This window comes from Pontibacter sp. MBLB2868, assembly GCF_051904785.1.
GTDB lineage: Bacteria > Bacteroidota > Bacteroidia > Cytophagales > Hymenobacteraceae > Pontibacter.
Map to the genome: position 1 here is coordinate 263748 of NZ_CP196710.1, position 26707 is coordinate 290454.

The 26707-nt window shown below is 46.2% G+C and carries 23 protein-coding genes; 11 read left to right on the top strand and 12 right to left on the bottom strand.

The features are described from left to right. Positions 1-111: 111 nt before the first annotated feature. On the top strand, positions 112-585 hold the full coding sequence (locus ACSX1A_RS01180; protein ID WP_439881774.1) for a Dps family protein: 474 nt from the start codon (positions 112-114) through the stop codon (positions 583-585). A 57-nt stretch (positions 586-642) separates the two neighbouring features. On the opposite strand, the gene ACSX1A_RS01185 is transcribed toward ACSX1A_RS01180, so the two are convergent. The 3 genes from ACSX1A_RS01185 to ACSX1A_RS01195 all read right to left on the bottom strand — a co-directional run bounded on the left by ACSX1A_RS01185 (position 643) and on the right by ACSX1A_RS01195 (position 3624). Beyond that, positions 643-2400: a M14 family metallopeptidase gene (locus ACSX1A_RS01185; protein ID WP_439881775.1), complete on the bottom strand. Its 1758-nt coding sequence runs from the start codon at positions 2398-2400 to the stop codon at positions 643-645. Between the two features lie 113 nt (positions 2401-2513). After that, entirely contained in the window at positions 2514-2957 is a 444-nt protein-coding gene (locus tag ACSX1A_RS01190) for a DoxX family protein (RefSeq protein WP_439881776.1), read from the bottom strand. Positions 2958-2997: 40 nt separating this feature from the next. Next, the gene (locus ACSX1A_RS01195; RefSeq protein WP_439881777.1) at positions 2998-3624 is read right to left on the bottom strand and encodes a mechanosensitive ion channel protein MscS; all 627 of its coding nucleotides are present in this window, start codon (positions 3622-3624) and stop codon (positions 2998-3000) included. Positions 3625-3745: 121 nt separating this feature from the next. Here ACSX1A_RS01195 and surE point away from each other — a divergent pair, with 121 nt between their 5' ends. Then, positions 3746-4522 (top strand): 5'/3'-nucleotidase SurE, encoded by a 777-nt coding sequence (surE, locus tag ACSX1A_RS01200; RefSeq protein WP_439881778.1) that lies wholly within the window; start codon positions 3746-3748, stop codon positions 4520-4522. Between the two features lie 89 nt (positions 4523-4611). Here surE and ACSX1A_RS01205 read toward each other — a convergent pair whose 3' ends face one another. The 9 genes from ACSX1A_RS01205 to ACSX1A_RS01245 form a co-directional block, all read right to left on the bottom strand. Then, the gene (locus ACSX1A_RS01205; RefSeq protein ID WP_439881779.1) at positions 4612-5016 is read right to left on the bottom strand and encodes an energy transducer TonB; all 405 of its coding nucleotides are present in this window, start codon (positions 5014-5016) and stop codon (positions 4612-4614) included. Between the two features lie 9 nt (positions 5017-5025). Then, the gene (locus ACSX1A_RS01210) at positions 5026-6279 is read right to left on the bottom strand and encodes a TonB family protein (RefSeq protein WP_439881780.1); all 1254 of its coding nucleotides are present in this window, start codon (positions 6277-6279) and stop codon (positions 5026-5028) included. 96 nt (positions 6280-6375) lie between these two features. Further along, on the bottom strand, positions 6376-7656 hold the full coding sequence (locus ACSX1A_RS01215; protein WP_439881781.1) for a TonB family protein: 1281 nt from the start codon (positions 7654-7656) through the stop codon (positions 6376-6378). 100 nt (positions 7657-7756) lie between these two features. Then, positions 7757-9067 carry a TonB family protein gene (locus tag ACSX1A_RS01220; protein WP_439881782.1) on the bottom strand — a complete coding sequence of 437 codons (1311 nt, stop codon included), beginning with the start codon at positions 9065-9067 and terminating at the stop codon, positions 7757-7759. Further along, a complete protein-coding gene (locus ACSX1A_RS01225) occupies positions 9051-9449 on the bottom strand; it encodes a BlaI/MecI/CopY family transcriptional regulator (protein ID WP_439881783.1) in 399 nt (132 codons plus the stop codon). The genes ACSX1A_RS01220 and ACSX1A_RS01225 overlap by 17 nt, the downstream gene beginning before the upstream one ends. A gap of 140 nt (positions 9450-9589) precedes the next feature. Next, entirely contained in the window at positions 9590-10984 is a 1395-nt protein-coding gene (locus tag ACSX1A_RS01230; RefSeq protein WP_439881784.1) for a RagB/SusD family nutrient uptake outer membrane protein, read from the bottom strand. A gap of 27 nt (positions 10985-11011) precedes the next feature. Then, positions 11012-14035 (bottom strand): SusC/RagA family TonB-linked outer membrane protein, encoded by a 3024-nt coding sequence (locus ACSX1A_RS01235; RefSeq protein ID WP_439881785.1) that lies wholly within the window; start codon positions 14033-14035, stop codon positions 11012-11014. 539 nt (positions 14036-14574) lie between these two features. Beyond that, positions 14575-15168 carry a histidine phosphatase family protein gene (locus ACSX1A_RS01240; RefSeq protein WP_439881786.1) on the bottom strand — a complete coding sequence of 198 codons (594 nt, stop codon included), beginning with the start codon at positions 15166-15168 and terminating at the stop codon, positions 14575-14577. Between the two features lie 71 nt (positions 15169-15239). Beyond that, a complete protein-coding gene (locus ACSX1A_RS01245; protein ID WP_439881787.1) occupies positions 15240-15827 on the bottom strand; it encodes a GNAT family N-acetyltransferase in 588 nt (195 codons plus the stop codon). 267 nt (positions 15828-16094) lie between these two features. Between ACSX1A_RS01245 and ACSX1A_RS01250 the strand changes: the two genes are divergently transcribed. The 9 genes from ACSX1A_RS01250 (at position 16095) to ACSX1A_RS01290 (ending at position 26680) form a co-directional block, all read left to right on the top strand. Continuing rightward, entirely contained in the window at positions 16095-16799 is a 705-nt protein-coding gene (locus tag ACSX1A_RS01250; protein WP_439881788.1) for an SDR family oxidoreductase, read from the top strand. A 26-nt stretch (positions 16800-16825) separates the two neighbouring features. Further along, positions 16826-17944, top strand: a complete 1119-nt coding sequence (locus ACSX1A_RS01255) for an NAD-dependent epimerase/dehydratase family protein (protein WP_439881789.1) — start codon at positions 16826-16828, stop codon at positions 17942-17944. 32 nt (positions 17945-17976) lie between these two features. Then, positions 17977-20034, top strand: a complete 2058-nt coding sequence (locus tag ACSX1A_RS01260; protein ID WP_439881790.1) for a GDP-mannose 4,6-dehydratase — start codon at positions 17977-17979, stop codon at positions 20032-20034. Between the two features lies 1 nt (position 20035). Next, a complete protein-coding gene (locus ACSX1A_RS01265) occupies positions 20036-21046 on the top strand; it encodes an MDR/zinc-dependent alcohol dehydrogenase-like family protein (RefSeq protein WP_439881791.1) in 1011 nt (336 codons plus the stop codon). A gap of 1 nt (position 21047) precedes the next feature. After that, the gene (locus tag ACSX1A_RS01270) at positions 21048-22094 is read left to right on the top strand and encodes a Gfo/Idh/MocA family protein (RefSeq protein ID WP_439881792.1); all 1047 of its coding nucleotides are present in this window, start codon (positions 21048-21050) and stop codon (positions 22092-22094) included. A 5-nt stretch (positions 22095-22099) separates the two neighbouring features. Then, a complete protein-coding gene (locus ACSX1A_RS01275; RefSeq protein WP_439881793.1) occupies positions 22100-23200 on the top strand; it encodes a glycosyltransferase in 1101 nt (366 codons plus the stop codon). Positions 23201-23374: 174 nt separating this feature from the next. Next, positions 23375-24517: a CgeB family protein gene (locus tag ACSX1A_RS01280; protein WP_439881794.1), complete on the top strand. Its 1143-nt coding sequence runs from the start codon at positions 23375-23377 to the stop codon at positions 24515-24517. Then, complete coding sequence (locus ACSX1A_RS01285; protein WP_439881795.1) at positions 24507-25613, top strand: CgeB family protein; 1107 nt, start codon at positions 24507-24509, stop codon at positions 25611-25613. Before ACSX1A_RS01280 ends, ACSX1A_RS01285 begins: the two co-directional genes overlap by 11 nt. Further along, complete coding sequence (locus ACSX1A_RS01290) at positions 25610-26680, top strand: CgeB family protein (RefSeq protein ID WP_439881796.1); 1071 nt, start codon at positions 25610-25612, stop codon at positions 26678-26680. The genes ACSX1A_RS01285 and ACSX1A_RS01290 overlap by 4 nt, the downstream gene beginning before the upstream one ends. The last annotated feature ends 27 nt before the right edge of the window (positions 26681-26707 follow it).

Consider the following 26707-nt stretch of genomic DNA (forward strand, 5'->3'; position numbering starts at 1 on the left):
GAAATTAGATAACAATAAGCCTTAGCCAACTGTAATAATAGGAGGCGGTTAATGAAACAGGAGAAGACTAACCGCGGCTAAACAATTTGTTTCACCTAAAAAAACAACATAATGGCAAAAAACTTAATAGGCATTGATACAGAAAAAGCAGCGGAACTTGCTGATAAATTAAACCTGCTACTTTCCAACTACCAGCTATTTTACATTAACGCCAGAGGTTTTCACTGGAATATAGCCGGTGAGAAATTTTTTGAGCTACATGTAAAGTTTGAAGAGTTGTATAACGATGCCTTTTTGAAGATAGATGAGATAGCTGAACGCATCCTGACGCTGGGCCAAAGGCCTTTCCACACATACACCACTTATCTGGAGCATGCTACTATCAAAGAGATCTCAGATGTTTCTGAAGGTAGAAAAGCAATCGAGGAAGTTTTAAAAGGTTTCAGCGTGCTGATAACTGCAGAACGGGAATTGCTTGAACTGGCGGCAGAGGCTAACGATGAGGGTACCAATGCGCTGATGAGTGATTATATTAGAGAGCAGGAAAAGCTGGTTTGGATGTACTCTGCTTACCTGAACCGATAAACTGGATGGATTTAAAAAGGGAAAAGCCACCAGTCAGGTGGCTTTTCCCTTTTTAAATTAAAGTGGCAGCTTTATTTTTTGCACTAGTCTACCTACTGGGTACATGTTATGTGTGAACTCGTAGTGCGGTGAATTTCGGTATACAAAGTCAAGTTGAGCCCTGGCACTTTTGGCAAAATCAGGATCCTGCTTCTTTTTTTCTTCCAGGCGCTTTCTCAGTTCGGGGTCTTTCTTTAGATATTCTGCGGCCAGATCTTCAAATACGTAGCTGGAAAAATATTCTTTTTGCATAAGTATAGAGTCAAAGAAGTTCCAGGCAAAATAGGAGTCAACTGCCTGTGGCTCCAGTGTCTCTACTATAAACCGGTTGGCTGGCTGGTTCAGGTATACCACATAATCTCCTTTAAGGAACCGGCGGTCCATCGTGCGCTTTTCCACCTTTACATCAGAATGCAGGTAGTGCCCTTCATACGGACGCGGAGCTGTTTTGTAATCAGTGATGTAGTAGGTTTCTACTGTTAGCGTTGTGTCCTTTTTCAACTGCTGCATTTCTACTTTATCTGTTTTCAGTCGCTCTATTACCTCACGCCAGGCAAACGGAATGATATACGCTAGAGGCTTTTGTACAGAGGTAGTAGGGGTAAACTCGTTATAGTAGTTTATTTTGGTGCTGTAAGGCGACTTACGGTCATAATACAAACGTTCCAGGCCGCTTACTTCACTTGGCTTATACTTAGCCGCAAAACCCAGAAAAGGTATCTGCTCTACCCTGGAGGTATCTAGTTTCCAGTCCAGCGGAAAGTTTTGCTGCTGCAGTGTTTCCTGCTTTGCCTGAGCGCGCAGTTTTCCTATCTCATCTGCATCGCGATGTACCGTCTCGATCATGTTCTCCATCAACTTGTAGGTTGCTTTTACCCGCTGGTCAAAAGGCTTTAGCATGTGTGTTTCCGGCACAAAGCCAATGGTATTGTAAAGCGTTGTATAACCTGTTGCATAGCGTGGCGACTCCATAAAACCAATTATACCTTTTTCCGGTGTTTCGTCCACGGTGTTCATGTAAGGCACCATCGGAAACTTGTCGTGCTTCATGCCCTCATATAAAGTGGGCAACATTTTCTGCTGCAGGTAACCAGCCAGGGTCGGGTTAAGCTTATTGTGCTGGGTTGGTATCAGCGTCATCACGTGCTGGTAATCGGCTCCGTTAGAAGTATGGTTATCCATAAAAACATCCGGGTCCCAGTCGCGGAAGATGGAATGGAAGGCCTCTGCGTTGCGCGAGTCCATTTTAATGAAATCACGGTTCAGGTCCAGGTTGCGCGCATTCCCTCTGAAGCCGTAGCTTTCGGGGCCGTTCTGGTTAGTGCGGGTGTGGCTGTTACGGTTCAGGGCACCGCCAATGTTGTAAACTGGTACAATAATCAGCACTGTATTATCTAATTGCTTGCGCTTCTTCTTGTCCTGCAAGTAATCCCGGACAAGCATCATTGTTGCATCAATCCCTTCTGGCTCGCCAGGGTGAATTCCGTTCTGAATAAACAGGATCCGCTTATTTTTACTTCGGATAGAAGCCGGGTCAAAGTCCTTATCCGTGGATACAACAACCAGGTGCAATGGCCGTCCGGAATCGGTATAGCCATAAGGCATCATTTTCACCTCCTCGTAAGCATTGTCAAGTCTGGTGTACCAGTCAATTACCTGGTCGTAGGTGGCGGTTGTGTTGCCGTTCCCTTTTTCGTAAGGAGTTGTCAGGTCAGGCTTTTGCGGGGCTGGTGCGCCGGTAACCAGGAGGGTAGCCAGTAGTATGGTGGTTAACATCGTAATATTTTGCTGATTCTGGTGTGAAGTGTAATGTTAGCCATTTCTCTATTAAAATAAAAAAGCCCTGACCGGGAGGGGCAGAGCTTTTTATACTATATGTTTAGAATAATCTATCTGTAGATACCTCTTTCTCTTTTATCCGGAAATATTTTCCTGTCGAGGCTATACTTGCCGGGGCCTACTAATAAGAGGGAGAAAAAGAGTATGGCAGCTTCCAGGGCATGTGAATATCCTCCGAAGCCATCGCCACCAAGTACATGCTTTAGTGTCGCGATTACCATTGTGAGGAGCAGGAGCAGGCAGGCAGGCCTGAAGAACAAGCCAAGTATGATAAGTGCACCTCCTACAGCTTCTGCGAAACCAGCCATAAAACCCCAAAAAGCCGGCACATAGTCAATGCCGATCAAGGATATATTCTGGCCAATTTTCTCCCAGGCCTCCGGCCCTCCAGCCAACTTTGGCCAGCCATGCAGTATGAACATTGTGCCGATACCGATGCGCAATAGCAGCAGTCCGAGGTTTCTGTATTTGTAGCGGGTACGTAAAATTGCCATAGGAGCAATAATACAGATAAGCCAGTAGTATTACAACTTTCTAATATATTAAAATGCTCTTGACGAGGGTATTGGCCGGGAGGTTTTCGGGGGTAAAGCTGGCCAGGCGTTCGCGGGGCAGCTGAGACTGGTCAAGCACGAACGAGATACCACCTTCTTTGGCTACAGCCACAAAACCACCATCAGCCAGGGTAACGGTCGAGATAGGGTAAAGCCTTTGTATTTCGCCATACTTTGAGCCTATGCCAACACCTTTGGGGGTTTTATAAGCCGGACTTTTAACATTTATGCGCCACACAAAGCACTCTTTGTCACAGTTTTGCTCGATCAGAATACCTTTATCCTGGTCTTTTGGGTGTAACAGGTAAGCTGTGTATTGCATACCTTCCTGAGTAAGTGTTGTGTCGGCTATAGTGTAGCCAACAGGTACCTGCTGACGCATTTGTTCAATAGGCATCCCAATCGTCACGCTTCCGACACGCTCTTTTGAGATCACAAAGTTTGATGGGTCCGGAGCTGTGTTCTCCGGTATGTTTGTTTCACTTGTATCTAAAAATGCGGCGTCAGGTGCTTCGGCTGTTGATTGGTCTTCCTCTTTGTTCTGTTGTGACAGGCATGCTGCCATGCCAACTCCTAATAAAATTGCGTAAATAATATTCTTGATCATCCGGCCTCTACCATTGTGCTTTATTTTATTGTTAAACCTTGAACAGCAGCTTCAGGTTGTTGTATATTAGCATCAAAACGAAATTCGTTTCTTTTGTTATACATTTACTAAAAATAATAAAATGGCTAAACCATTAATCTTAGTCTCAAACGACGATGGCATTACGGCTCCGGGTATCCGCACACTGGTGGAGGTAGCCTGTAAAATTGGAGAAGTAGTGGTGGTGGCACCGGACGGACCACAGTCGGGAATGGGGCATGCCATTACCATTGGTAATACGTTGCGTTTAGATAGATCCATTGCCTTTGATGACCTGGATCTTGTTGCTTATGAGTGCTCAGGTACTCCTGCTGACTGTGTGAAACTGGCAAAGCACCATGTGCTGAAAGATCGTAAGCCGGATCTGGTTGTCAGTGGCATCAACCATGGCTCCAACTCCAGTATCAGTGTATTATACTCAGGCACCATGTCTGCAGCCATTGAGGCAGCTATTGAAGGCTTGCCCTCTATTGGTTTCTCCTTATGCGATTATGGGCATGAGGCAGATTTCTCGCATACCCGGGAGTTTGTCGAGCAGATCATCCGACAGGCCCTGGAGAACCGCATTCCAGAGAATACAGCCCTGAATGTAAATTTCCCGAAGAAAAGCAATGAACCTATAAAAGGCATAAAAGTGTGCCGTCAGGCACACGCCAAGTGGCAGGAGGAGTTTGATGAGCGCCTGGACCCAAGGAACCGAAAGTATTATTGGATGACAGGTAGTTTCGTGAATTTCGATAAAGGAGAAGATACCGATGAATGGGCGCTAACCAATAACTATGTATCTGTAGTACCTTGCCAGTATGACATGACTGCGCATCATGCCATTGCCATGCTCAATGAAGATTGGAAGTTTTAGGAAGTAACTTTTCACAACCACCAGAACGCCCAAGTCATACCTATGGCTTGGGCGTTCTGGTTAATTTTGATTAATCGTTTACTACCGGTTTATCTTTTACTAAAATTAATAGGCAGCACAAACCTCACTGCTACATTCTTACCATTCTGTGTTCCTGCTGTCCATTTTCCGTTTGTGGCATACACTGCTTTAACACAAGCTTCGTCTAGTGCCGGTTCAAGACTCTTGACCACCTGCACATCATTTATAGATCCATCAGCAGCTACCACAAAACTGATCACCAGCTTGCCTTTCTTCTGTGAACGGGAGTAAGTGATGTTAGAAGTAACATGTTGTATCATTGCATCAAAGCCTCCCTCGTACTGCGGCATCTGTTCTACATAAGCGTATACATGCTTTGAGGTGGTACTATCCGTGCTTTGCTGCGCTGCGCATAAAAAGGGCAGCAAAAGGAAAAGAGGTAAGGAGAGTAGGGTGACTAAGGTAGGTTTCATGTGTAGTTTTTATTTGCTTACAACGACTGTGGCTGATGTAGGTGAAGAGGGTTTGCCCGTTCTGTGTTCCGGAACGAAGTTAATCGTTATAGTGTGCATGGTTGTAACGGGTTGGGTGTTCTTCCTGGCAGGCAGCCAGTTCTTTTCTGTAAGTTTAAACACCCGGGTTATCTCATCGGCAACAGCCTTTTGCGTGTCTGATACACTAGTAATAGGACCAACGAACCTGCCATCCTGGAACACTAAAAAGCTAACTTTCACAATGCCTTCAAAAGAAGTATCCGGGTAGCGAAGGTGCTTTGCCAGGAATTTTTCCAGTGGCATTTCTTTTAGTGTGGGGCTTATATCAACTTCATTTGTTTCATACACAGTTTTCCTGTCGTAAGCATCTGACTGATATGTTAGTAACATGGTATTAAGTTGCTGCTTTGGATCTGTTTGTCCGGAGGCAGAAAGCAACACCGGTAGAGTTACTTCAGCAGCTATTGGCTTACCGTTTCTTAAGCCAGGCTCCCAACTACCACTAGTAGATTTTACAGCTTCGGCAGCGGCTTCGCTAAGCATTGCAAGTATGGCTTTATTTTGTACTTTAAAAGTAGAGGCGTCCATATAATCCATGTTCGTACCAGCGCCTACTGTTTTCTTAATCTTGGTGCCAGCAATAGCGATATTTGAAACACTTCCAGCTACATCGATCGTAAAGTTTACATCCAAAAGGGCACTGATGTTTTCTTGCTGAACTGCTGCAGGTAGATTTAGATGCTCATAAATTGTTCGTACCATAGCCACCTGACCACCTTTAAACTGAGGCATTCGGTGTAATACAGCCGGGTTATTATCAGCATCAAGGCTAAACTTGATCGGCAGGGTATATCTTACCCGTACGGCCTTATTGTTATGCTTACCTATCTTCCATTTACCGCTTGTGAGGCTGACAATACGTTCCGCTTCAGCATCTATACTTGCGGAGATGCATTTCTCAACTTTTATGTCAGATAGTGAACCGTTCGTTTCGACTATAAACGTTGCCACTACTAATCCCTCTGCACCAGCCTCTTTGGCTTCCTGTGGGTATTGAATGTTGCGGGCTATAAAGTTCAGCATCTCAGTGGTACCACCTTCATACTCGGGCATCTCGCTTACAAAAGAATATACTTTTTCGTTTGTTGCAGATGTTTGTGCCAGTGCTATGGAGGAGAAAAGGATGGATGAGTGCAGCAATGCAAAGCCAACAAAATAGCTGAGAGTTTTCCTGTTTTTCATGTATTCCTGAGGTGTAACTTAAAGATACAGAATTCTCTCTTAATGCCGCACCCATCCAAAATTTTAGCAGAATATTATCCTTTCATTCTTAAGAGTTTACCTATACTTCGTGATCACGACATCAGCTGGTAGAGAGGTTGAAGTAGCTTCGGTCTGTTTCTGCCCGTCAATGTTAACAAAACGAAAGGTCAGCATTTGATAAGTGTTTACCGCCTTGCCGTCTTTTTTTCCTGGCTGCCACATGTCTTTGCTTAATTCCAGCACCCGCAGTACTTCGTCTTTCAGCTCCACACCCATACTTTTCCTTACTCCAATCTTACCAATTGTGCCGTCTTCGTATACCAGGAAGTTAATAGATACATCTCCTTCGGCCTCTGTTTTAGGGTAGCGGGTGTTTTTGGCAAAGAATCTCTTGTCTGCGTTTTCACCTTCTTTAAACCTGGGCTTCTCATCTAATTTGTAGAGCGGGACGATCTCGTTGAAGTTGAGCTTCCTGGGCACCTCTGACTTCTGATTTGTAGCTTCCGGGTTACCTGAGGTGGTGGTTGAACTTTCTGCTTCACTGCTAAAAAACTGCACAGGCAGTACAAGCTCTGCTGCTACAGCCTGACCGTTCTTTTTGGCAGGCTCCCACATACCTGAAGTTGCCTTTACGGCTGCTGCAGCGGCTTCTGCGAGTTTCGCAAGTATGGTTTTGTTCTGCAGGTTAAAGGTAGCGGCATCCATGTAGTCCAGTTCGGAATCCGGGCCCACTGTTTTCTTTAGCTTAGTGTGGTCTAGTTTGATGTTGGACACGCTGCCGTCTTTTTCAACCGTAAACCTTACCAGCACCTTCGCATCCAGGTTCTCTTTTTTTGCCTCTTCAGGCATTTTGAGGTTCTGGTTAATTATCTGCATCATCGCTTCCTGGCCCCCCTTGAACTGTGGCTGGCTATCTGTAGCTGATGATGTGTTACCCTTATCCTTCTTTAAGGAATAGCGGATAGGCAGGGTATACTGTACAGCCACTTCTTTGCCGTTTTGTTTACCAGGCTTCCAATTCCCCTCCATTTGTTTGACTACACGCAAGGCTTCTGCATCCAGGCTTTTGGTCAGGCCTTTTAGCACTTTTAAATTTTCCAGTGAGCCATCATTGTCTACCACAAAAGATATTACCAACAAGCCTTCTACGCCGGCTTTCTGCGCGTCCTCCGGATAGTGGATGTTCTGTGCCAGGAACTTCATCATTTCTACTTCTCCGCCTTTAAATTGTGGCATCTGCTCCACATAAGAATATGGCTTTGAAGTTTGAGCCAGTGCTGCCGGTGCAATCACCAGCGTGGCTACGCCAATCAGTGTAGCGGCTGCTAATCGGGTAAGTATGTTGTTCTTTTTCATGAGTTAGTTTGTTAGTTGTTTATGTTTAGAAAAGGCAATAGCTCTCCTGCATCAGCCTTTTTAAGGCTGCGAATTTCATTTTACAAGTATGTTTTGTGTTTTACTTTAGGGCGAACCGGATAGGCATAGTATACTTGACCCGCACTGCTTTACCGTTTTGCAAGCCAGGCGACCAGCTTCCGTTCATGTTCTCTACAACACGCACCGCTTCTGCATCCGTCAATTCATCCAGCGATTTTATCACCTGCACATCATTGAGCGATCCATCAACCTCCACGGTAAAACTGACAACTACCAAACCTTCTATACCCTCTGCTTGTGCATCTTTAGGGTAGCGGATATTTTTTGCCAGGTACTTCATCATCTCTACTTCACCACCTTTGAACCGAGGCATCTGTTCTACAAAGGTATAGGGCCTTTCTGCAGATGAGGGAAGTTCCTCTTCATGGTCCTTTAAAATTGCAGGTAGTGTGGGTTTAGTATCTGGTTTTTCCTGCTCAGATAGTAAGAGCTTGTGCTCTGTCTGGGTTTGTGCGCCAACCTGCTGGAAAGAGAAAACAAATAGTAAACATCCGAGCAAAGGCAGTAACAGTAAAGGGCGGAGCCAACCAGCTTTTTGTCCGTTTTGCTGTAACATGTATAAGCGCTTTAACACCTGCGGCTTCTGGAAGTAACTGCCAATGGGGAGCCCCATTTGCTGCAGTACTTCGCGGGAGAGTAAGGCACTGTATTCCTGGGCCCTGTAGGTATGCAGTACTTTTGCGTCTGCCTGGTATTCGTGTACATCGCGTAGCTCCTGTTTTAGCAGCCACACGATAGGGTTTAGCCAGAGCAGGGCAGTGAGTAGTTCAAAGTATAGCACATCCCAGGTATGGTATAACTGCACATGTGCCAGCTCGTGCGCTAAGATTTTTTCCTGATCAGAGGGCTTTAAATGATTTTGCTCACTTAGAAAAACAGCTTTGCCGAAAGCAAAGGTAGGGTAGTGGCTTGGCAACTGGTATACCTGCACATCTCCGTTAGAGGATTGGTGAGTGGCCACCTGTGCCTTTACCTGTTGCACCTGCCATAGCTGCTTTACAAGTTTCAGGAGAACGAATAAAGCCCCAAGCGCATAAACACTGATAGCTATCGTGCTCAAGGAGAAAAGAGGTGCTGCACTTGGGCGGTAAGCGGTAACAGTCACCTCTGATAATTGGATAGAGCGCAGCACCTCGCTCACCGCAGTTTCAGGAGCCAAGGCTACAGGCCATTGTAGCAAGGGCAGCACCATAGCCATTAGCGGAGCCAGCAGCAAGTATAGCCTGTTAAAGCTGAAATTGTTTTGGTTGCGCAATAGTCCAAAGTAGAACAGGTACAGCAACAGCAGCACAATGGCCGTTTTCAGTAAGTAGCTAATCGTTAGTTCCATTTTGCTTTTCCTCCTCTTCAGGGTTGATGTCTTTACGTACGTGCTGCATCAGCTGGTCCAGTTCGTTTACGTTCAGGTTATTATCCTTAGCAAAGAAGGATACCAGCTTTTCGAAAGAGCCCCCGAAATAGCCTGACATAAAGTTTTTCAGGAAGAAGCTTTTATACTTATCCTGGGCTACGATAGGGTAGTACTGGTGTGATTTGCCAAAGGCTTCGTGGTCCACAAATCCTTTTGTCTCCAGGATGCGCACAATCGTGGATACCGTATTGTAGGCAGGTTTGGGTTCGGGTAGTTCTTCCAGAATGTCACGTACAAAACCTCGCTCCAGTTTCCAGAGTACCTGCATTATTTCTTCTTCTGCCTTTGTTAATTCTTTCATAGTCAGTTGCTAAATCTTCTTAACGAATATATAACTAATTACTTAGTTTACAAACTAAAAGTTTAGGTGGTGGGACTAAAAAATAAAAAAAGCGGCTCCTGAATCTTCAGGAGCCGCTTTTTTATTAAAAAATTATTGGCTTAGTAGCCAGGGTTTTGCTCTAAGTTAGGGTTAACATCTCTTTCGCGTTGTGGAATTGGTAGCACCAGTTTTGGCGAGTTATAAGGTAAAGCGCCAACTGTACGCTGTAATCGCTTCGCCTCATGTAAAGCATTTCCCTCGAAAGCAAGTTCTCTCTTACGCTCCAGCAGAATATCATTAAGTGTTACAGCTAATAGAGGAGTAAGGTCTGCACGAGATCTGATCTTGTTGATATCAGCCAGGGCCTGTATAACATTACCATTTCTGAAAGCAGCCTCAGCTCTGATCAGGTACATTTCTGCCAAACGGATTACAGGAATATTCGCAAACGGGTCAGTGTATTTGCCGTTACGTAAAATACCATCTTCATCCACATAGTAAATCTCTGTACGTTCATCTGTCGCTGAATATGTATTTGCTACAAAGCCAGGGATGATGTCAACGTCACCTCGACCAATACCATTCAGGTTGGCATAAAATGTAGCTAAACCATCGTTAGATGAACCAGCATTACTTTGCGTATTTTGCTGGATTGCAAAAACATACTCTTGGTTATCAGACGAATTGTTGAAAACGTTCTCGTAGTTCTCTATAAGTGAAAACTCACCAGAACTAATTACACGGTCAGCTTCAGCGCCGGCTTTGTCATAGTCTTCGTCAGCATCGTTATTCGGATCTGCCTGAGACAAATAAACACGCGCTAAAAAGGCACTTGCTGCGTAAGTGTCGGCTCTTGTTCCATTGCTTTCAGGAAGCAGAGTCTTTGCACGCGTTAAGTCATCAATAACCTGAGCATAAACAGCCCCAACAGTTGCACGGCTTACATTAGCTTCATCGGTGATTGAGGTAGTTGGCTCAAGCACTAAAGGCACTCCAAGGTTTGAGTCTACATTGCCAGCAGACCAAGGCTGTGCATAGAAGCGCACCAGGTCAAAGTAAACAATACCTCTTATGAATAAAGCCTCACCTAAAATCCTGTCTCTTTCTGCTTCATCTTCAACCACGCCCACATTAGCGATAACGTTGTTCGCAACGTTGATAGCATCATAAGCTCTGATCCAAGTTCTGGTTGCCTCAGAGTTATCTGCTACCATGTTTTTGCTGAATACCTGGCGGTAACCCAGAAAGGTACCAGACCACTGCAGCTCCTGTCCGGAGGCAGCTAGTAGTTCGCTAAGCAAGTTTATGTTAGTGCCATACAACTGGCCACCTTGTAGTCTTTCGTAAGCACCAATTAAGGCAGTCTGTAGTCCTTTTGGTGTTGAAAGTGCCACATCAGAGCCAATAGACTGTTCCGGGTCTATATCTAATTTACTATCGCAGGAAGCAAAAAGCGTTAACGCACTAAGTGCAGTTAAGCCTACTCCTTTGCTAAATATATTTTTCAGTTTCATGTTAAGTTTCTCTTAGGTGTGAATAATTTAGAATCCGAAGTTTACACCTACTGCCAGTGTTTTCGCCTGTGGTGCAGTGTAGAAATCTGTACCGGCACCAACGTTAGATCTTGTCGCTGAAGGGCCTACACCTTGTGTATTTACTTCCGGGTCCCATCCTGGGTAATCAGTAATAGTAAAGAAGTTCTGTGCAGTTACGTAAACACGTACACTTGACATAAACGCTTTGCTAGCAATGTTCTTTGGTAAATTATAACCCAGGGTGATATTCTTGCCACGCAGGTAAGAACCATCATAGATCCAACGAGAAGAAGTAGCTGTACCGTTACCATCCAGGAAGCGCGCCTCTGGCACATCTGTGATGTCACCTGGCTGCTGCCATCTGTTCAACTGGTCAGCAGTCTGGTTGTCCAGGTAGTCCATGTTGGCAGACTGGAAGCGTCCTGCATTGTTGTAGATCTCGTTACCATAAACAAACTGCAACAGGATGCTTAGGTCAAATCCTTTATAAGAGAACGTGTTGATCAGACCACCCTGGAAATCCGGGTTCGGGTTACCTACTACCTGCTCTTCAGCAGCACCATAGTCGTTGGTTGTCTCATCGCTGCCGGCACGCAGGTAATAAAGCGCATCACCAGTTTGTGGGTCTACGCCAGCATATTTTTTAGTATAGAATACACCGATTGGCTCACCTTCTACAGCACGGTTAATAGCACCAGCTCTGATCACCTGGCCCTGAAGGTCAGTGATCTCGTTTCTGTTGCGGGCGTAGTTAAGGGTAGTTGACCAGTTGAAATCACCCACAAAGTTTTGTGAGGTCAGGCTAAGTTCCCAGCCTTTGTTCTCTAATTTACCTACGTTCTTTGTGATGCTGGTAAATCCAGTTGTTGCAGGCACCTGTACATCAAGTAAAAGGTCCTGAGTGTTTTTCTGGTAATAATCTAAAGTACCAGAGATACGATCATTCAGGAAACCAAAGCTGATACCAGCGTCAAACTGTTTTGTTGTTTCCCACTGCAGGTCAGGGTTCTCAACAGAGATTGGAATAATACCTGAAGTACCTGCATAAGAAATACCGCTATACAAACCTCTTGAGGAGAAGTTTCCGATTTCCTGGTTACCAGTGATACCGTAGCTAGTCTTTAACTTCAGGAAGCTTAGGAAGTCGATGCCATCCATAAACGACTCATCAGAAATGATCCAGCCCAAGCCTATTGCCGGGAAAACACCATATTTATTATCTGCACCAAAACGGGAAGAACCATCTACACGTGCGCTCAGAGAGAACAGGTATTTGTTATAAAGCTTATAGTTTGCTCTTGCAAAGTATGATAGCAACGAGTAAGCAGTACCCGTAGAAGAACCAGCAGTAATATCAGATGCACTTGCCAGTTTTTTGAAGTCATCGTTCGGGAAACCCTGGCCAGCTACATAGGTAGTGTTTGTGTTTGATCGCTGGTAGCTCATACCAAGCGTTGCATCCACCACATTGTTCTCATTAATATCCATGTTGTAGCTGAAGAAGTTGTTGGTAGTGTAGTTCGTAACAGTAAGGCTACGTTTCTCACCCTCTCCGGCAGGAGCACCATCTTGCGTCTCACTACCCTGATAAGACTCTTCATCCTGGTTTAACAGGTCAAGTCCAAACTCACTTCTGAAAGAAAGGCGTGGTGTAAAGTTTATAGCACCATACACTTTGCTCAAGTTACGATATACAATTGCATCGCTGAAAGCATCTCTGGCCTCGATCAAACCATTGTAGTAGATGGTGTTTGTGTTCAACTCACCTGTAGCCGGATCAATGATTGGCTGAATAGGAGCAAGCGCCACGATCTGCAGCGGAGTCGCGAAAGCATTATCGTTGGCAACACGGTTATTCTCAGATCTTGCTAAGCTGAAGTTCGCGCCTACAGTAACTTTATCAGTTGCCTTATGGTCAATGCTCAAGCGGCCACTGAAACGCTGAAATGCGTTGTTGATCAAAATACCTTCCTGGTCGTTGTAAGAACCACCAACATAGAAGGTAGTTTTATCGGTACCACCACTAGCAGAAGCGTTAGCTTCACGGTAAGAACCGTTGCTGAACACCTGATCCTGCCAGTTAGAGTTGGCCGGGTCTCTCCATTCCGGGATGAAATAGTCCATGGCATCGTCTATATCAGCAAAGAAGCCAAGCGTGTTTACATAGAAGTCTATTGTCTCAGATCTCTCAAAAGATTCACGTAACAACTCGCTATACTGCGGTCCGTTCAGGAAGTCTACTTTATTGGTTGCTTTGCTAACACCTGTTGCATAGCCAACATTGAATTTAGTTTTACCCTGACGACCTTTTTTAGTCGTGATGATCACAACACCATTTGATGCTCTTGAACCATAGATAGAGGCAGAAGATGCATCTTTCAGAATGTCGATAGATTCAATATCATTCGGGTCAATATCGGCTAGTGGGTTGGTAGGTTCGTTATTTGCGATAGCCTGGTTATCTGATGTGATCGGAATACCATCTACTACATAAAGTGGCTGGTTACTTGCCGTTACGGATGCTGAACCACGTATACGCACTTTTATACCCTGGCCAACTTTACCGCTACCAGACTCGATCTGAACACCGGCAGCTCTACCTTGAATGGCAGACTCAAGACTTGGAGTAGGGATGTTTTCCAGGTCCTCACCAGATACTCTGGAAATGGATCCGGTTACGCTTCTCTTTTCCTGTGTACCATAACCAACTACTACAACCTCTTCCAGTTGCTTCTGGTCAGTCTTAAGCTGAATATCTACAGTAGAGCGTCCGTTAACAGGCACTTCCTGCGTCAACATACCAATAAAACGGAATACAAGTGTAGCATTTGGCTGTACGTTTAGGCGGTACTCACCATTTGCCCCTGTAGTAACACCATTAGAGGTGCCTTTCTCAAGAACTGTAACTCCAGGTAAAGCGGCACCATCTGATGCTGCAGTAACCCGTCCTGAAACAGTTTGAGTTTGTGCCCACGCGCTACCAACCAGCGCAATGACCATCAACAAACTCAACAGTAAATTCTTCTTCATAGGTTTTTTGAAAGGTTAATAAATTTGTTAAAAATAAATAATAAAGAATATCCTTCAGTACTTTCAGACAGTAATTGCCTATTGTAGCAGCGCAATTAGAATACCTTTATTCGAAGAAACTAAAAATCTGTATAGGAAAGAAACTATACTATGTATAATTATATTTTTTGCTAGAAAAATAATTTTTAAAACCTGTTTTTCTATTCTTATCAAATTAAAGATGTTAAACGATCCTAACAAAAAGTATTTAAGTAAGCTGTGATTATAACTATCCGATTTGTAAGATAGCTAACGAGGGGCCGGGCATGCAGTGAATACTTATAACCATAGTAAAATGTCAGTGGATTATTTTATACATTATAGTTATTGTACAGCATTAGATATTGCAGCACGCTGCTTGTTTTAGCTAAAACTGTACATCTGAGCCAAAGAATTATACTTGCGAATGCAATTTAAGTTTGTGTATTATGCTGTTTTTTGTGCAGAAGGTAAATCCTTTAGAATAAAGTAAAGGTAAAATTGTGCAACTAACCAAAGGGTTAATATTGCAGTACCGTAACAGACAAAAATTTGTGCCCTTCATAGTAGGTAGTTTTCCAACCCATTTTCCTTAACTCACGAAGGATAAAATTGTTTAAAAGCCCATGTGCTACCAGAACAGAAGTTTTATTCTGGACGGCATCGGCAGCTAAGGTGCGGGCACACGAACGTGCTCTCTTTCGGGCCTCTCTAAATGTTTCTATCCCCTTGCTATTCAACCCTAAAAACCACAGGATGCGTGCACTCAACAGCCATAACTTAATAGGTAAACGCACAAGCGGCAAAGAGAAGATCCTACGCTCAAATTCCCGAAAAGAATTGTCGATACGAAGGTGAACGTTATCACCAAAAATAGCTTTTGCTGTAAGTTGGGAACGAATCAAGGTGCTGCAGTATACCTTATCAATTTCCTGGTATGGGATAACCTCATGTTGCAGTACAAATTGCTCCACTTTAGCAGTATCGTATGCCGTAATATACTGTCGTGCCGCTTCTGCATCAAACAGCCCGTTGTTGTCTACTTCCGGCCTGGCGTGGCGGATAAGAAAGATTCTGTTTGGCAGATTTTCTTGCTGTGTCGCAGGTTGTTCCAAATTACTTCAGCTATGTTTACAGCCTTTATATACGTGGCTATTATAGCTAATACTTATTCTCAGGGTTTGGATTAGTGTCGGAAGTCCTGAAAGTATACCTGTTTTACCTGCTCCCACTCTGGACAAAGTATGCTATAGTAAATGGTATCGCGCCGGCGGCCATCGTGCATCAAAGTATGGCTTCTTAAGATACCTTCTTCGGTAGCTCCAATTTTAAGCATGGCTTTTCTGGAACGTGTATTTAATACATCTGTCTTTAGCTCTACCCGCTCCATTCCGAGTTTATCAAAAGCATAACTCAAAAGCAGGAACTTACAGTGGCGGTTTAACCCACTTCCCCTAAACTCCTGGCTTAGCCAGGTCCAGCCAATCTCCAACCGTTTATCTGCTAAGGAGATGTTGCCGTAGCTGGTGCTGCCTGCCAGTTGGCCGGTTGCTTTATCTATGATCATGAAAGTATAGCGGGTGCAGGCTGCATAGCCGGTTTCTACTGTCTGCCTCCATTGCTCCAGTTCTTCTCCATTGCTGATCTTGGTAACCATCAGGCGCCAAATGTCCTCATCATTGGCAATAGCTGCAACCGCGTTTAGGTCGGCAGTTTCAAAGCGGCGCAAGAGCACGTGATTATCTTCGAGGGTGATGTTAGAAGTGAAATCCATAGTCGTTATGAGAGATAGCTTTTGCAAAAACATGGAGTATGTAAGGGAATCACTAAAACTTAAGCGATTCAGTACAATGCTTGTGCACGCTTTTGAACCCTTTTACAATGTGAAAACCCTTAAAATGTTCAAATAAACAAAAATTAGCCGGATTTTATATAGTGCAGCAGCAGCATCAACAACCCTATTTAAGTCTCCTACGTTTTACCTACCAGCTTAAACATGTAACAATAAATCTAAGAATTAGGAGTAAATTTTTATCAGTAAGTGCAGCATTTAAAAGGCAAAAAGGCAGTGGTAAGTGGTGGCGGATCTGGTATTGGTCTCGCAATCGTGAACAGGCTTGCAGCCGAACAGATCAAAACCGTCGTAGCTGACCTGCACTTTCCTGATGATATTCCACCCAACTCGCACCCTTTTATTTGCGACGTAACTGCAGCACCCGCAGTTGATGCACTCTATAACGATGTGCATAAAATATTAGGAGCACCCAACATACTTATTTGCAGTGCCGGTCAGGGCATCCATGAGAAACTGACCGAAGGAGACCCAGAGAAGTGGCAACAGGTAATTAATGTAAACCTGATGGGCACACTCAGGATGATCCGTGCGTTTGTGCCAGGCATGCTGGAAGCTGGCCAGGGCGACGTGGTGATAATATCATCGGTGGCAGCTGGTCAGAGTTATGCGTATGGTGGTGTTTATGCCGCTACTAAAACAGCGCTGGAGGTGGTAGCAGATACCTTGCGTAAAGAGGTTTTGCCAGTGGTGCGTGTAACAGTAGTAGCACCGGGTGTAACAGATACTGCATTTTTTAAGAATACGATATCGGGATTTCAAACAGTGGAAGACATTGGCTATGGAGCAATTTCAGCAGATGATGTGGCAGATGCTGTGCTATATGCTTTAAATAAGCCTCACGGAATTTCTGTAAACAATATTACGGTAAGGCCAACAGGGCAGCCGTTTTAGAAACTTTGAACCAAACAGCTTAAGCTATGAAACAAACAGTATTGATAACAGGTGGAGCCGGTTTTATAGGGTCTCACCTGGCGGATGAGCTCTTACAGCACGGGTATGCCGTAAGAGCTTTGGATAATTTAAGTGAACAGGTGCATGGCAAAGATTGCGAAAGGCCGGAGTACCTGCACCCGGATGTAGAGTTGATGGTTGGCGATGTGCGCAATCCGGAAGATGTTGCGCGGGCACTGGATAGTGTTGATTATGTCTATCACTTTGCCGCCATGGTAGGTGTAGGGCAGAGCATGTATGAGATTAAAGAGTACACTGACGTAAACAACATCGGTACTGCTATTTTGCTGGAGGCGCTTATAAAGAAACCGGTGAAAAAACTGGTGGTGGCCAGCAGCATGAGCATTTACGGCGAAGGCCTGTATAAAGCTCCTTCCGGAGAACTGACAACCGTAGAAGAGCGATCACTGGAACAACTTAAAGCAGGGGATTGGGAACTGTACAATGAGCAGGGGGAGAAGTTGCAGCCCGTACCAACACCGGAGTCGAAAACACCTACGCTTTCTTCAGTTTACGCACTATCTAAATATGACCAGGAGCGACTTTGTTTAATGGTTGGCCGCGCCTATAATATTCCTACCGTAGCGATGCGCTTTTTTAACGTGTATGGCACCCGTCAGGCACTTTCAAATCCTTACACCGGAGTGCTGGCTATTTTCGCTTCCCGACTTTTAAATAACAATTCACCCATGATTTTCGAAGACGGATTTCAGCAGCGCGACTTCGTGCATGTGCGTGACGTAGCCTTGGCCTGTCGCCTGTCGATGGAAAAGGAAGAGGCAACAGGTAAGGTGTTTAATGTGGGCAGCGGCAATAACTACACAATACAGGAGATCGCTGAAAGACTGGCTACTGTCATGGATAAACAACACCTGGCACCAGAGGTAACGGGCAAGTATAGGGTAGGCGACATCCGGCATTGTTATGCTGATATTTCGCTGGCCAATGAGGTATTGGGCTTTTATCCGCAGGTAGAGTTTAATGCAGGCCTGGAAGAGCTTGCCAACTGGCTCGAAGGCCAGATCGCTTACGATCGCGTGAGCGAAGCAAGTGCAGAACTGGCAGCACGTGGACTGACCGTGTAAGTGCCGATAAACCAATAGAGGATTTAAGAACTATGAAAACAGATACTGACATGAATAGCAAATCATCGCTCCCCATGGTAGGGTTAGTGGAATGGTTCAGACCTGGTGAGCATGAACATGTGAAGCAGGTACTTTCTGATCTGAAGCAATTAGGAGTAACTGAACTACGCACAGGCGTTTCCTGGGCCGACTATTATACTCCCGAAGGGAAGGAATGGTATAACTGGCTGATCCCGACCTTAGCAAAGGAAGTTAATATTTTACCTTGTTTCCTATATACACCGCCATCCATCGGGGAGAAAAAAAGAACTTCGTCTCCTCCAAAAGATAAAAAAGCCTATGCAGATTTCCTGGATGTGTTCATCACCGACCACGGGGAGCATTTTGAATGGGTAGAGCTTTGGAACGAGCCAAATAACCAGGTAGAGTATGACTTTACCCTGGACTACGGCTGGAACAAATTTGCTGAGATGATAGGAGGTGCCGCTTACTGGTGCAGACAGCGTGGCAAGAAAACCTTATTGGGCGGCATGAGCCCGATAGACCCGAACTGGCTGCAGGTAATGTTTGAACACGGGGTAATGCAGTACATCGACGCAGTAGGTATCCATGGATTCCCGTTTGTGTTCGACCAGATGTGGGACGGCTGGAAAGATAACATCCAGGCAGTGCGTGCAGTGATGGACCAGTACAATTGCAAGGCAGAACTTTGGATAACAGAAGTCGGGTTTTCTACGTGGCAGCATGATGAGTACAAGCAACTGCAGGAGTTTAACAAAGTACTAGAAGCGGATGCTGCCCGTGTGTACTGGTACGGTATGTATGACCTGGATGCAAAGTTCCCTACTGTGGGAGGCTTCCACCTTGATGAACGGGAGTATTACTTTGGGCTGAAACGGTCAGATGGAACGACTAAGCTGCTGTACAGGCTCTGGGCCAAGTATGGCTTTGAGAACCTGGAGAACCTGCCGCATATAAAACGAACACTAACCGAGCGTACAAAGCCTTATACGCTTATAACAGGAGGGGCAGGTTTTGTGGGCACCAACGTTGCTAAACGCCTGCTGGAGCAGGGCAAGCGGGTGATGGTATTTGATAACCTGTGCCGCGAAGGTGTGGAGCAGAACCTGCAGTGGCTCTTCGAAAACTATAGTGATAATTTAGAGATATATGTAGGCGACATCCGTGACCTGCAAACGGTGCGGCACGTGATGAAGCACGCTGAGCAGGTGTTCCATTTCGCTGCGCAGGTAGCTGTTACCACGTCATTAGAACTTCCCTTAAACGATTTTGAAATTAATGCGCGCGGCATCATCAATGTACTTGAAGCAATCCGGGAACAGGAGAATCCGCCGCCGCTGGTATTCACATCCACTAACAAAGTATATGGAGGACTGGAAGACCTGGAGTTTGTCTCCAACGGTTCACGCTATTATCCTGCTGATGCAAAGGTGAAAAAGTATGGTATCTCTGAAGAACGCCACCTGGATTTCCATAGCCCGTACGGCTGCTCCAAAGGAGCCGCCGATCAGTATGTGATAGACTACGCACGCACCTATGATTTGCCAATGGCGGTGTTCAGGATGAGTTGCATCTACGGCCCGCACCAGTATGGTAACGAGGACCAGGGGTGGGTAGCGCATTTTGCCATACGTGCCATAGAAGGTGAAAAGGTAAATATTTATGGCGATGGAAAGCAGGTACGCGACATTCTTTTTGTAGAAGATCTTGTGGATGCCTTCCTGCTGGCCCAGAAGCACATGCCAGCTATAAAGGGACAGGCCTTTAACATTGGAGGTGGCACGGATAATACGGTTAGTTTGCTGGAGCTGTTAAAGACCATTGGCCGTTACCGCGGTGAGGATATCCCGCTTTCGTTTGGCGACTGGCGCCCAGGCGATCAGCATTACTATGTTTCTGACACAAGGAAGTTTAAGCAAGCTACAGGCTGGTGTCCGAAACACAACGTGACAGAAGGCGTTGCCAAACTATACCAGTGGTTGTGTGAGAACAGAGGATATAAAGTGCCCATGATCATCTCCAAGACACTAAAAGAAGAAGAACCCGTTAAAAAAATAGCCGTTGCCTGATATGCAAGATACCCTAACTACTGAAAAACGAACTGTAGCAGATACAAAGGCTACTACCATGAAAGCAGCTGTCATTACAGCACCAAAGAAAATAGAAGTGCAGGAGGTGGCTATGCCCAAGCCTGGTAAAGGGCAGGTGCGGCTGCGGCTGGAGGGTTGCGGCCTTTGCGCATCAAACATTCCGGTTTGGGAAGGACGCGAATGGTTTACCTACCCGATGCCTGCCGGAAACCCGGGTCACGAAGGTTGGGGTGTGGTAGATGCGGTGGGCGAAGGCGTGTCCAATATCCAGATCGGGGAACGTGTAGCTGCACTGTCTTATAACTCCTATGCCGAGTATGATATAGCAGATGCCGATAAAATAGTGAAGCTGCCGGAATCCCTGGCAGGAAAACCGTTCCCGGGAGAGCCGCTGGGTTGTGCTATGAATATTTTTAAACGGAGCATTATTTCGGAAGGGCAGACGGTAGCCATACTTGGAGTTGGGTTTTTAGGAGCATTGCTGGTGCAGCTGGCAAAAAATGCCGGTGCAAGTGTTATCGCGGTGTCGCAGAGGGAGTTCTCTTTAGAGGTTGCCAGGGAGTGCGGTGCCGATGAGGTCATCAAAATGGATGATCACTATAAAATTATCGAAAAAGTGAAGGAACTGACCAACGGAAAGTTCTGTGAACGCGTAATAGAGTGCACCGGAAAAGAATGGCCCCTGAACCTGGCCGGTGAACTTACTGCCGAACGAGGCAGGCTCATCATTGCCGGCTTTCATCAGGATGGCATGCGTCAGGTAAACGTTCAGCTCTGGAACTGGCGTGGTCTGGATGTGATCAACGCCCATGAGCGGGACCCGCAAGAGTATATAAAAGGTATAAAAGTAGCGGTTAAAGCGGTGGAACAGGGTATTATTACCCCGGATAAACTCTACACGCACACTTTCACGCTTGATAACATAGCGCAGGCATTCGAAAACCTGACCAACCGGCCCGACGGATTTGTAAAAGCTCTTATAACATACTAGCATGCAAGAAACTATACTTGATAAAGAGAAAGGTTTATCAGCTTCTTCATCATCTGCTTCTGCTAAACCGAAGCTTGGCTTTCTAGGTGTTGGCTGGATCGGCAGAAACCGCATGGAGGTAATAGCCAAGCATGGAGCCGGGGAGGTGGCCTACATCTCTGACACAGCAGTGCAAAATGCAGAGGAAGCTGCTAAAAGCGCACCCGAAGCAAAACAACTACATTCTCTGGAAGCTATTCTACATCAGCCCGAAGTGGATGGTGTGGTGATCGCAACACCTAGCGCCTTTCATGCCGAACAAAGTAGCCTCTCATTAGAAGCAGGTAAAGCCGTGTTCTGCCAGAAGCCATTAGGGCGTAACGTGGAGGAAACGAAGCGTGTGGTAGAAGCTGCCCGCAAACAAAATAAGCTGCTAGGCGTGGACCTGTCGTATCGTTTTACGAAGGCGATGCAGGAGGTATACAAGGTAGTGCAGAGCGGTGAATTGGGTCATATCTATGCCATCGAGCTGGTTTTTCATAATGCCTATGGGCCAGATAAAGCCTGGTTCTATGAGCAGAAGCTTTCTGGGGGCGGTTGTGTGATAGATCTTGGTGTGCACCTGGTGGACCTGGCTTTATGGTCGATGAACTTTCCGGCGGTAAAGAAGGTGCAGAGCCAGTTGTTTGCCAAGGGTAAACCGATCAGTATGGCAGAAGGCAAGGTAGAAGACTACGCCTCTGCCAGTATAGAACTGGAGCACAATACCCACATGCAACTCAGCTGCTCCTGGAATTTACCTGCCGGTCAGGAGGCAATTATCAGCGCCACATTTTACGGAACAAAAGGAGGGGTAGCCTTTAAAAATGTTAATGGCTCCTTCTACGATTTCGTGGCAGAGCGCTACTACGGCACCAAAACAGAACAGCTTTGCTCTCCTCCTGATGATTGGATGGGACGCGCTGCCGTAGTATGGGCAAACAGACTGGATAAAGGAGAAGGCTTCAACGAAGAAGCCGAAGAGTATATAAAAGTAGCAGAAGTATTAGACAAAATTTACGGGAGATAAAAAACATGGAAGCACATCATCCTTCAAAAATCTTAATGACGGCAGACACGGTTGGCGGAGTCTGGAATTATTCACTGGAGTTGGTACGAGCATTAGCGCCGTTCAAAACAGAAGTAGCTTTGGCTACGATGGGTGCTCCTTTAACCGCAGAACAACGCAGGCAGGCAGATGAAATAGATAACCTGACTGTTTACGAAAGTGAATACAAGCTGGAGTGGATGGAGAACCCATGGGAGGATGTGGAAAAAGCCGGGGAATGGCTCCTGCAGTTGAAAGATGAGGTTGAACCGGACCTGGTGCACCTGAATGGTATGGTACACGGTGCGCTTGACTTCGGAGTGCCTACTGTAGTAGTTGTGCATTCCTGTGTGATGTCGTGGTGGAAAGCCGTGAAGGATGAGGAAGCTCCCAGGGAGTGGGACAAGTATAAAGAGTTGGTAACTAAAGGCCTGCAATCCGCGGACATGGTGGTAGCCCCTACACAGGCCATGATGCACCAGGCGGAAGCCCTTTACGGACCGTTCCAGAATAGCATGGTTATTTATAATGGTCGCGGCCAATATGGTTTCCAGTTCGGTAAAAAGGAGCCGTTCATATTTAGTATGGGCCGCGTGTGGGATGAAGCAAAGAACATTTCGATGCTGGCACACATTGCTTCTGATCTGCAATGGCCGGTTTACATTGCCGGTGATGACAAACACCCGGCTACTGGCAAAGCGGTGGATCTGGAAAACGTGCATTTCCTGGGGCAACTCTCTGAGCAGGAAGTAGCTGAGTGGTTATCCCGCGCATCTATCTATGCACTGCCGGCTAAATACGAGCCGTTTGGTTTAACTATTCTGGAAGCAGCCATGTCGGGTTGTGCGTTGGTAGTTGGTAAAACTGATAGCCAGGCAGAGATCTGGGGCAATGCAGCCAAGTATGTTGACCCGAACAGCGCCGACGAACTGCGTGATACCATTAATAACCTGATAGAGGATGAATTTGGTAGAAATATAATGGCCTGCCGTGCCGTAAAACGCTCCCATGGTTATACTTCCGACCCTATGGGCCAGGACTACGACCATGTTTACCGACAGCTGATGAAGCAGACGGTAACAGTGTAATTCTGAGTTATCGGTGGCTAAATATCCCGATTGATATTGCCGTTCGCCGTTGTTGTGTGTTTTCACCAACAACAGAATGGCAGACTTCATAACGGTTGTTGGTCATAAGACACAACAACGGCAGAGGCTTTGTTTTCAAACAGTTATTCAAAATCACTCATTCAAAATTCAAATATGAACATCACCCTTTTCTACCACTCTATACTCTCTGACTGGAACCATGGCAATGCCCATTTCTTGAGAGGAATTGTGCGAGAACTGAAAAAAAGGGGGCATCAGGTAAAAGTGTATGAACCGGAAAATGGCTGGAGCCTGCAGAACCTGGTGGAGGGTTATGGTAAGGAAAAGCTGGAGGAACTGCAGGAATATTACCCGGGCATCAGCACTAATTTCTATACCTCTGAAACTTTAAACCTGGATGATGTGCTACGCGATGCTGACCTGGTGCTGGTGCACGAATGGAACGAGCACGGACTGGTAAAGCGAATAGGTGAGCACCGGGCCAACGGAGGCAAGTATAAACTACTCTTTCATGATACCCACCACCGCGCTGTAACAGAGCGTGAAAGTATGGCCAGGTATGACCTTACGCATTACGATGGGGTACTGGCTTTCGGGTTGAAAATTCGCGATCTATACTTACAGGAAGGCTGGACACAAAAAGCCTGGACCTGGCACGAAGCCGCTGACACATCAGTGTTTTATCCGCACGAAATAAGTGACTATGAAGGCGACCTGTTGTGGATAGGCAACTGGGGTGATGAGGAAAGAACGGCAGAACTGCACGAGTTCCTGATAAACCCTGTGAAAGAGCTGGGGCTGAAGGCGAAGATCTACGGTGTGCGGTACCCGGAACATGCACGTAAGGCACTGGCAGGCGCCGGTATTGCGTATGGTGGCTGGTTACCCAACTATAAGGCTGCAGAAGAGTTTGCCAGGTATAAAGTAACCGTGCATGTGCCGCGCCGGCCTTATGTAGCCGCGCTGCCGGGTATTCCAACCATTCGCCCGTTTGAGGCAATGGCCTGTGGTATTCCACTGATCTCTTCTCCCTGGGATGATGCAGAAAATCTATTTACGCCCGGTAAAGATTTCCTGGTAGCCCATGACGGAGCGGAAATGAAGCAGCACCTGCAAACGATCATCAACAATCCTGCTAAAGCAAAAGAATTGGCGGCACATGGTTTAGAGACCATCCGAAGCCGCCATACCTGTGCCCATCGTGTAAATGAGCTGGAGGAAGTATGTGAGGAACTGGGCATAGCTAAATCTAAGATCTATCTCACCCAAAAGGAAAGAAGCCTCCATGAAGCATAAGCAACTCGACATCGCCTTTTTTGGATCCAGCCTTGTATCTGCGTACTGGAATGGTGCTGCCACTTATTACAGAGGTATAGTGCGGGCTCTTAACGAACGCGGCCACCATGTTACGTTCTATGAACCTGATGCCTATGAGCGCCAGCAGAACCGTGACATGGAGGACCCGGACTGGGCAAAAGTGGTGGTGTATGAAGCAACAGAAGAAGCCGTTTACAAGTGTCTGGAGCAAGCCGCTGCAGCGGACATGGTAGTGAAAGCAAGTGGCGTAGGCGTGTTTGATGAACTACTGGAACGGGAAGTGTTGAAGCTGCAGACGGATGATCGGCTGGTGGTATTCTGGGATGTCGATGCCCCTGCAACGCTGGACAGAGTGCATCATGATCCGAATGACCAGTTCCTGAAACTGATCCCGCAGTATGATATGATCCTGACCTATGGCGGCGGCGACCCTGTTGTAAATGCCTATGAGGCGCTGGGAGCCAAGAAATGCGTGCCAATCTATAATGCCTTAGATACTGCTACACATTTCCCGGTTAAACCTGACCCACGCTTTGAAGCAGACCTTGCCTTTTTAGGCAATCGCCTGCCAGACCGGGAGGCCCGTGTAGAAGAGTTTTTCCTGAAACCGGCTGCACTGGAAATGAACAGGAAATTTATCATTGGCGGCAGTGGCTGGGGCGATAAACAGATTACTGACAACGTAACCTATGTAGGACACGTCTATACCAAAGACCACAATGCCTTTAACTGTACCCCGAAAGCTGTGCTGAATATCAGTCGTGAAAGTATGGCCCGGTATGGTTTCTCACCGGCTACACGGGTTTTTGAAGCTGCCGGAGCAGGTGCCTGTATCATTACAGATTTTTGGGAAGGAATTGATTTCTTTTTTGAGCCTGATAAAGAAATACTGGTAGCCAAAGATGGAGCTGAAGTAGCAGCCATACTTGCCGGACTTACAGAAGAAAACGCAAAAGCAATAGGAGAGGCAGCCTATAAAAAAGTGCTGTCGGCACACACGTACAGCCATCGTGCTGAGCAATTGGAGAAGTTACTGTACACTAAGATCGAAAGAAAAAACAAAGCATTGGCATGAACATCGTAATCCTTGGGCTATCTATCACCTCCAGTTGGGGCAACGGGCACGCCACCACTTTCCGGGGTTTAGTACGCGAACTGAATAACTTAGAACACCAGGTGCTATTCCTGGAACGGGATGTGCCCTGGTACGCCGGTAACCGCGATCTGCCAGATCCGGACTATTGCCAGACAGCGCTTTACACATCTCTGGATGACCTGAAGCAGCGCTTTACAGAGCAGGTACAGGAAGCAGACATGGTGATCGTGGGATCATATGTGCCGCAGGGGGTAGAAGTAGGCGATTGGGTTGTTAAAACAGCGCAGGGTATCAAAGCTTTCTATGATATCGATACGCCGGTAACATTGGCAAAACTGGAGCGCGAGGATTACGAATACCTGCATCCTGACCTGATCCCGAAGTATGATCTGTACTTGTCGTTTACAGGAGGGCCAACTTTAAGAGTGTTGGAGAAAGAGTATGGTTCACCTAAAGCCCGACCTCTTTACTGTTCTTTCGACCCGGGGTTATACTACCCGGAGCTCACAGAAATTAAGTGGGATCTTGGCTACCTCGGTACCTATTCCGATGATCGGCAGCCGCCCCTCGAAAAACTGATGCTGGATGCAGCGCGCCAATGGAAAGATGGGCGTTTTATAGTGGCTGGCCCACAGTACCCTGAAAGTATAGACTGGCCCCGGAATACGCAGCACATCCATCATTTACCACCTGCTGAGCATCGGCACTTTTATAACAGTCAGCGCTTTACACAGAATATCACCCGGGCTGATATGATAAAAACCGGGTATTCACCGAGTGTGCGCCTGTTTGAGGCTGCAGCCTGCTGTACGCCCATTATTTCAGATCATTGGGAGGGGCTGGAAAAGTTTTTCAAGATCGGTGAAGAAATACTGATCTCCTGCTCGGCAAAAGACACGCTGAAGTACCTGCGGGAGATCTGCAAATCAGAGCGTAAGATGATCGGGGAGCGTGCACGCAAAAAAGTGTTGGCAAACCACACGGCCGCCCACCGTGCGCAGGAACTGATCAGTTATGCCGAAGAATTGATGACGGTTAGTAATTAAACTCTAACTAACCAGTTGGTAGCTTCA

Coding starts and splice junctions, on each gene's coding strand:
- ACSX1A_RS01290 (WP_439881796.1), top strand. CDS start 25,610: ATGAACATCGTAATCCTTGGGCTATCTATCACCTCCAGTTGGGGCAAC.
- ACSX1A_RS01265 (WP_439881791.1), top strand. CDS start 20,036: ATGCAAGATACCCTAACTACTGAAAAACGAACTGTAGCAGATACAAAG.
- surE (WP_439881778.1), top strand. CDS start 3,746: ATGGCTAAACCATTAATCTTAGTCTCAAACGACGATGGCATTACGGCT.
- ACSX1A_RS01215 (WP_439881781.1), bottom strand. CDS start 7,656: ATGAAAAAGAACAACATACTTACCCGATTAGCAGCCGCTACACTGATT.
- ACSX1A_RS01230 (WP_439881784.1), bottom strand. CDS start 10,984: ATGAAACTGAAAAATATATTTAGCAAAGGAGTAGGCTTAACTGCACTT.
- ACSX1A_RS01210 (WP_439881780.1), bottom strand. CDS start 6,279: ATGAAAAACAGGAAAACTCTCAGCTATTTTGTTGGCTTTGCATTGCTG.
- ACSX1A_RS01180 (WP_439881774.1), top strand. CDS start 112: ATGGCAAAAAACTTAATAGGCATTGATACAGAAAAAGCAGCGGAACTT.
- ACSX1A_RS01235 (WP_439881785.1), bottom strand. CDS start 14,035: ATGAAGAAGAATTTACTGTTGAGTTTGTTGATGGTCATTGCGCTGGTT.
- ACSX1A_RS01225 (WP_439881783.1), bottom strand. CDS start 9,449: ATGAAAGAATTAACAAAGGCAGAAGAAGAAATAATGCAGGTACTCTGG.
- ACSX1A_RS01245 (WP_439881787.1), bottom strand. CDS start 15,827: ATGGATTTCACTTCTAACATCACCCTCGAAGATAATCACGTGCTCTTG.
- ACSX1A_RS01220 (WP_439881782.1), bottom strand. CDS start 9,067: ATGGAACTAACGATTAGCTACTTACTGAAAACGGCCATTGTGCTGCTG.
- ACSX1A_RS01275 (WP_439881793.1), top strand. CDS start 22,100: ATGGAAGCACATCATCCTTCAAAAATCTTAATGACGGCAGACACGGTT.
- ACSX1A_RS01280 (WP_439881794.1), top strand. CDS start 23,375: ATGAACATCACCCTTTTCTACCACTCTATACTCTCTGACTGGAACCAT.
- ACSX1A_RS01205 (WP_439881779.1), bottom strand. CDS start 5,016: ATGAAACCTACCTTAGTCACCCTACTCTCCTTACCTCTTTTCCTTTTG.
- ACSX1A_RS01260 (WP_439881790.1), top strand. CDS start 17,977: ATGAAAACAGATACTGACATGAATAGCAAATCATCGCTCCCCATGGTA.
- ACSX1A_RS01190 (WP_439881776.1), bottom strand. CDS start 2,957: ATGGCAATTTTACGTACCCGCTACAAATACAGAAACCTCGGACTGCTG.
- ACSX1A_RS01285 (WP_439881795.1), top strand. CDS start 24,507: ATGAAGCATAAGCAACTCGACATCGCCTTTTTTGGATCCAGCCTTGTA.
- ACSX1A_RS01185 (WP_439881775.1), bottom strand. CDS start 2,400: ATGTTAACCACCATACTACTGGCTACCCTCCTGGTTACCGGCGCACCA.
- ACSX1A_RS01255 (WP_439881789.1), top strand. CDS start 16,826: ATGAAACAAACAGTATTGATAACAGGTGGAGCCGGTTTTATAGGGTCT.
- ACSX1A_RS01195 (WP_439881777.1), bottom strand. CDS start 3,624: ATGATCAAGAATATTATTTACGCAATTTTATTAGGAGTTGGCATGGCA.
- ACSX1A_RS01270 (WP_439881792.1), top strand. CDS start 21,048: ATGCAAGAAACTATACTTGATAAAGAGAAAGGTTTATCAGCTTCTTCA.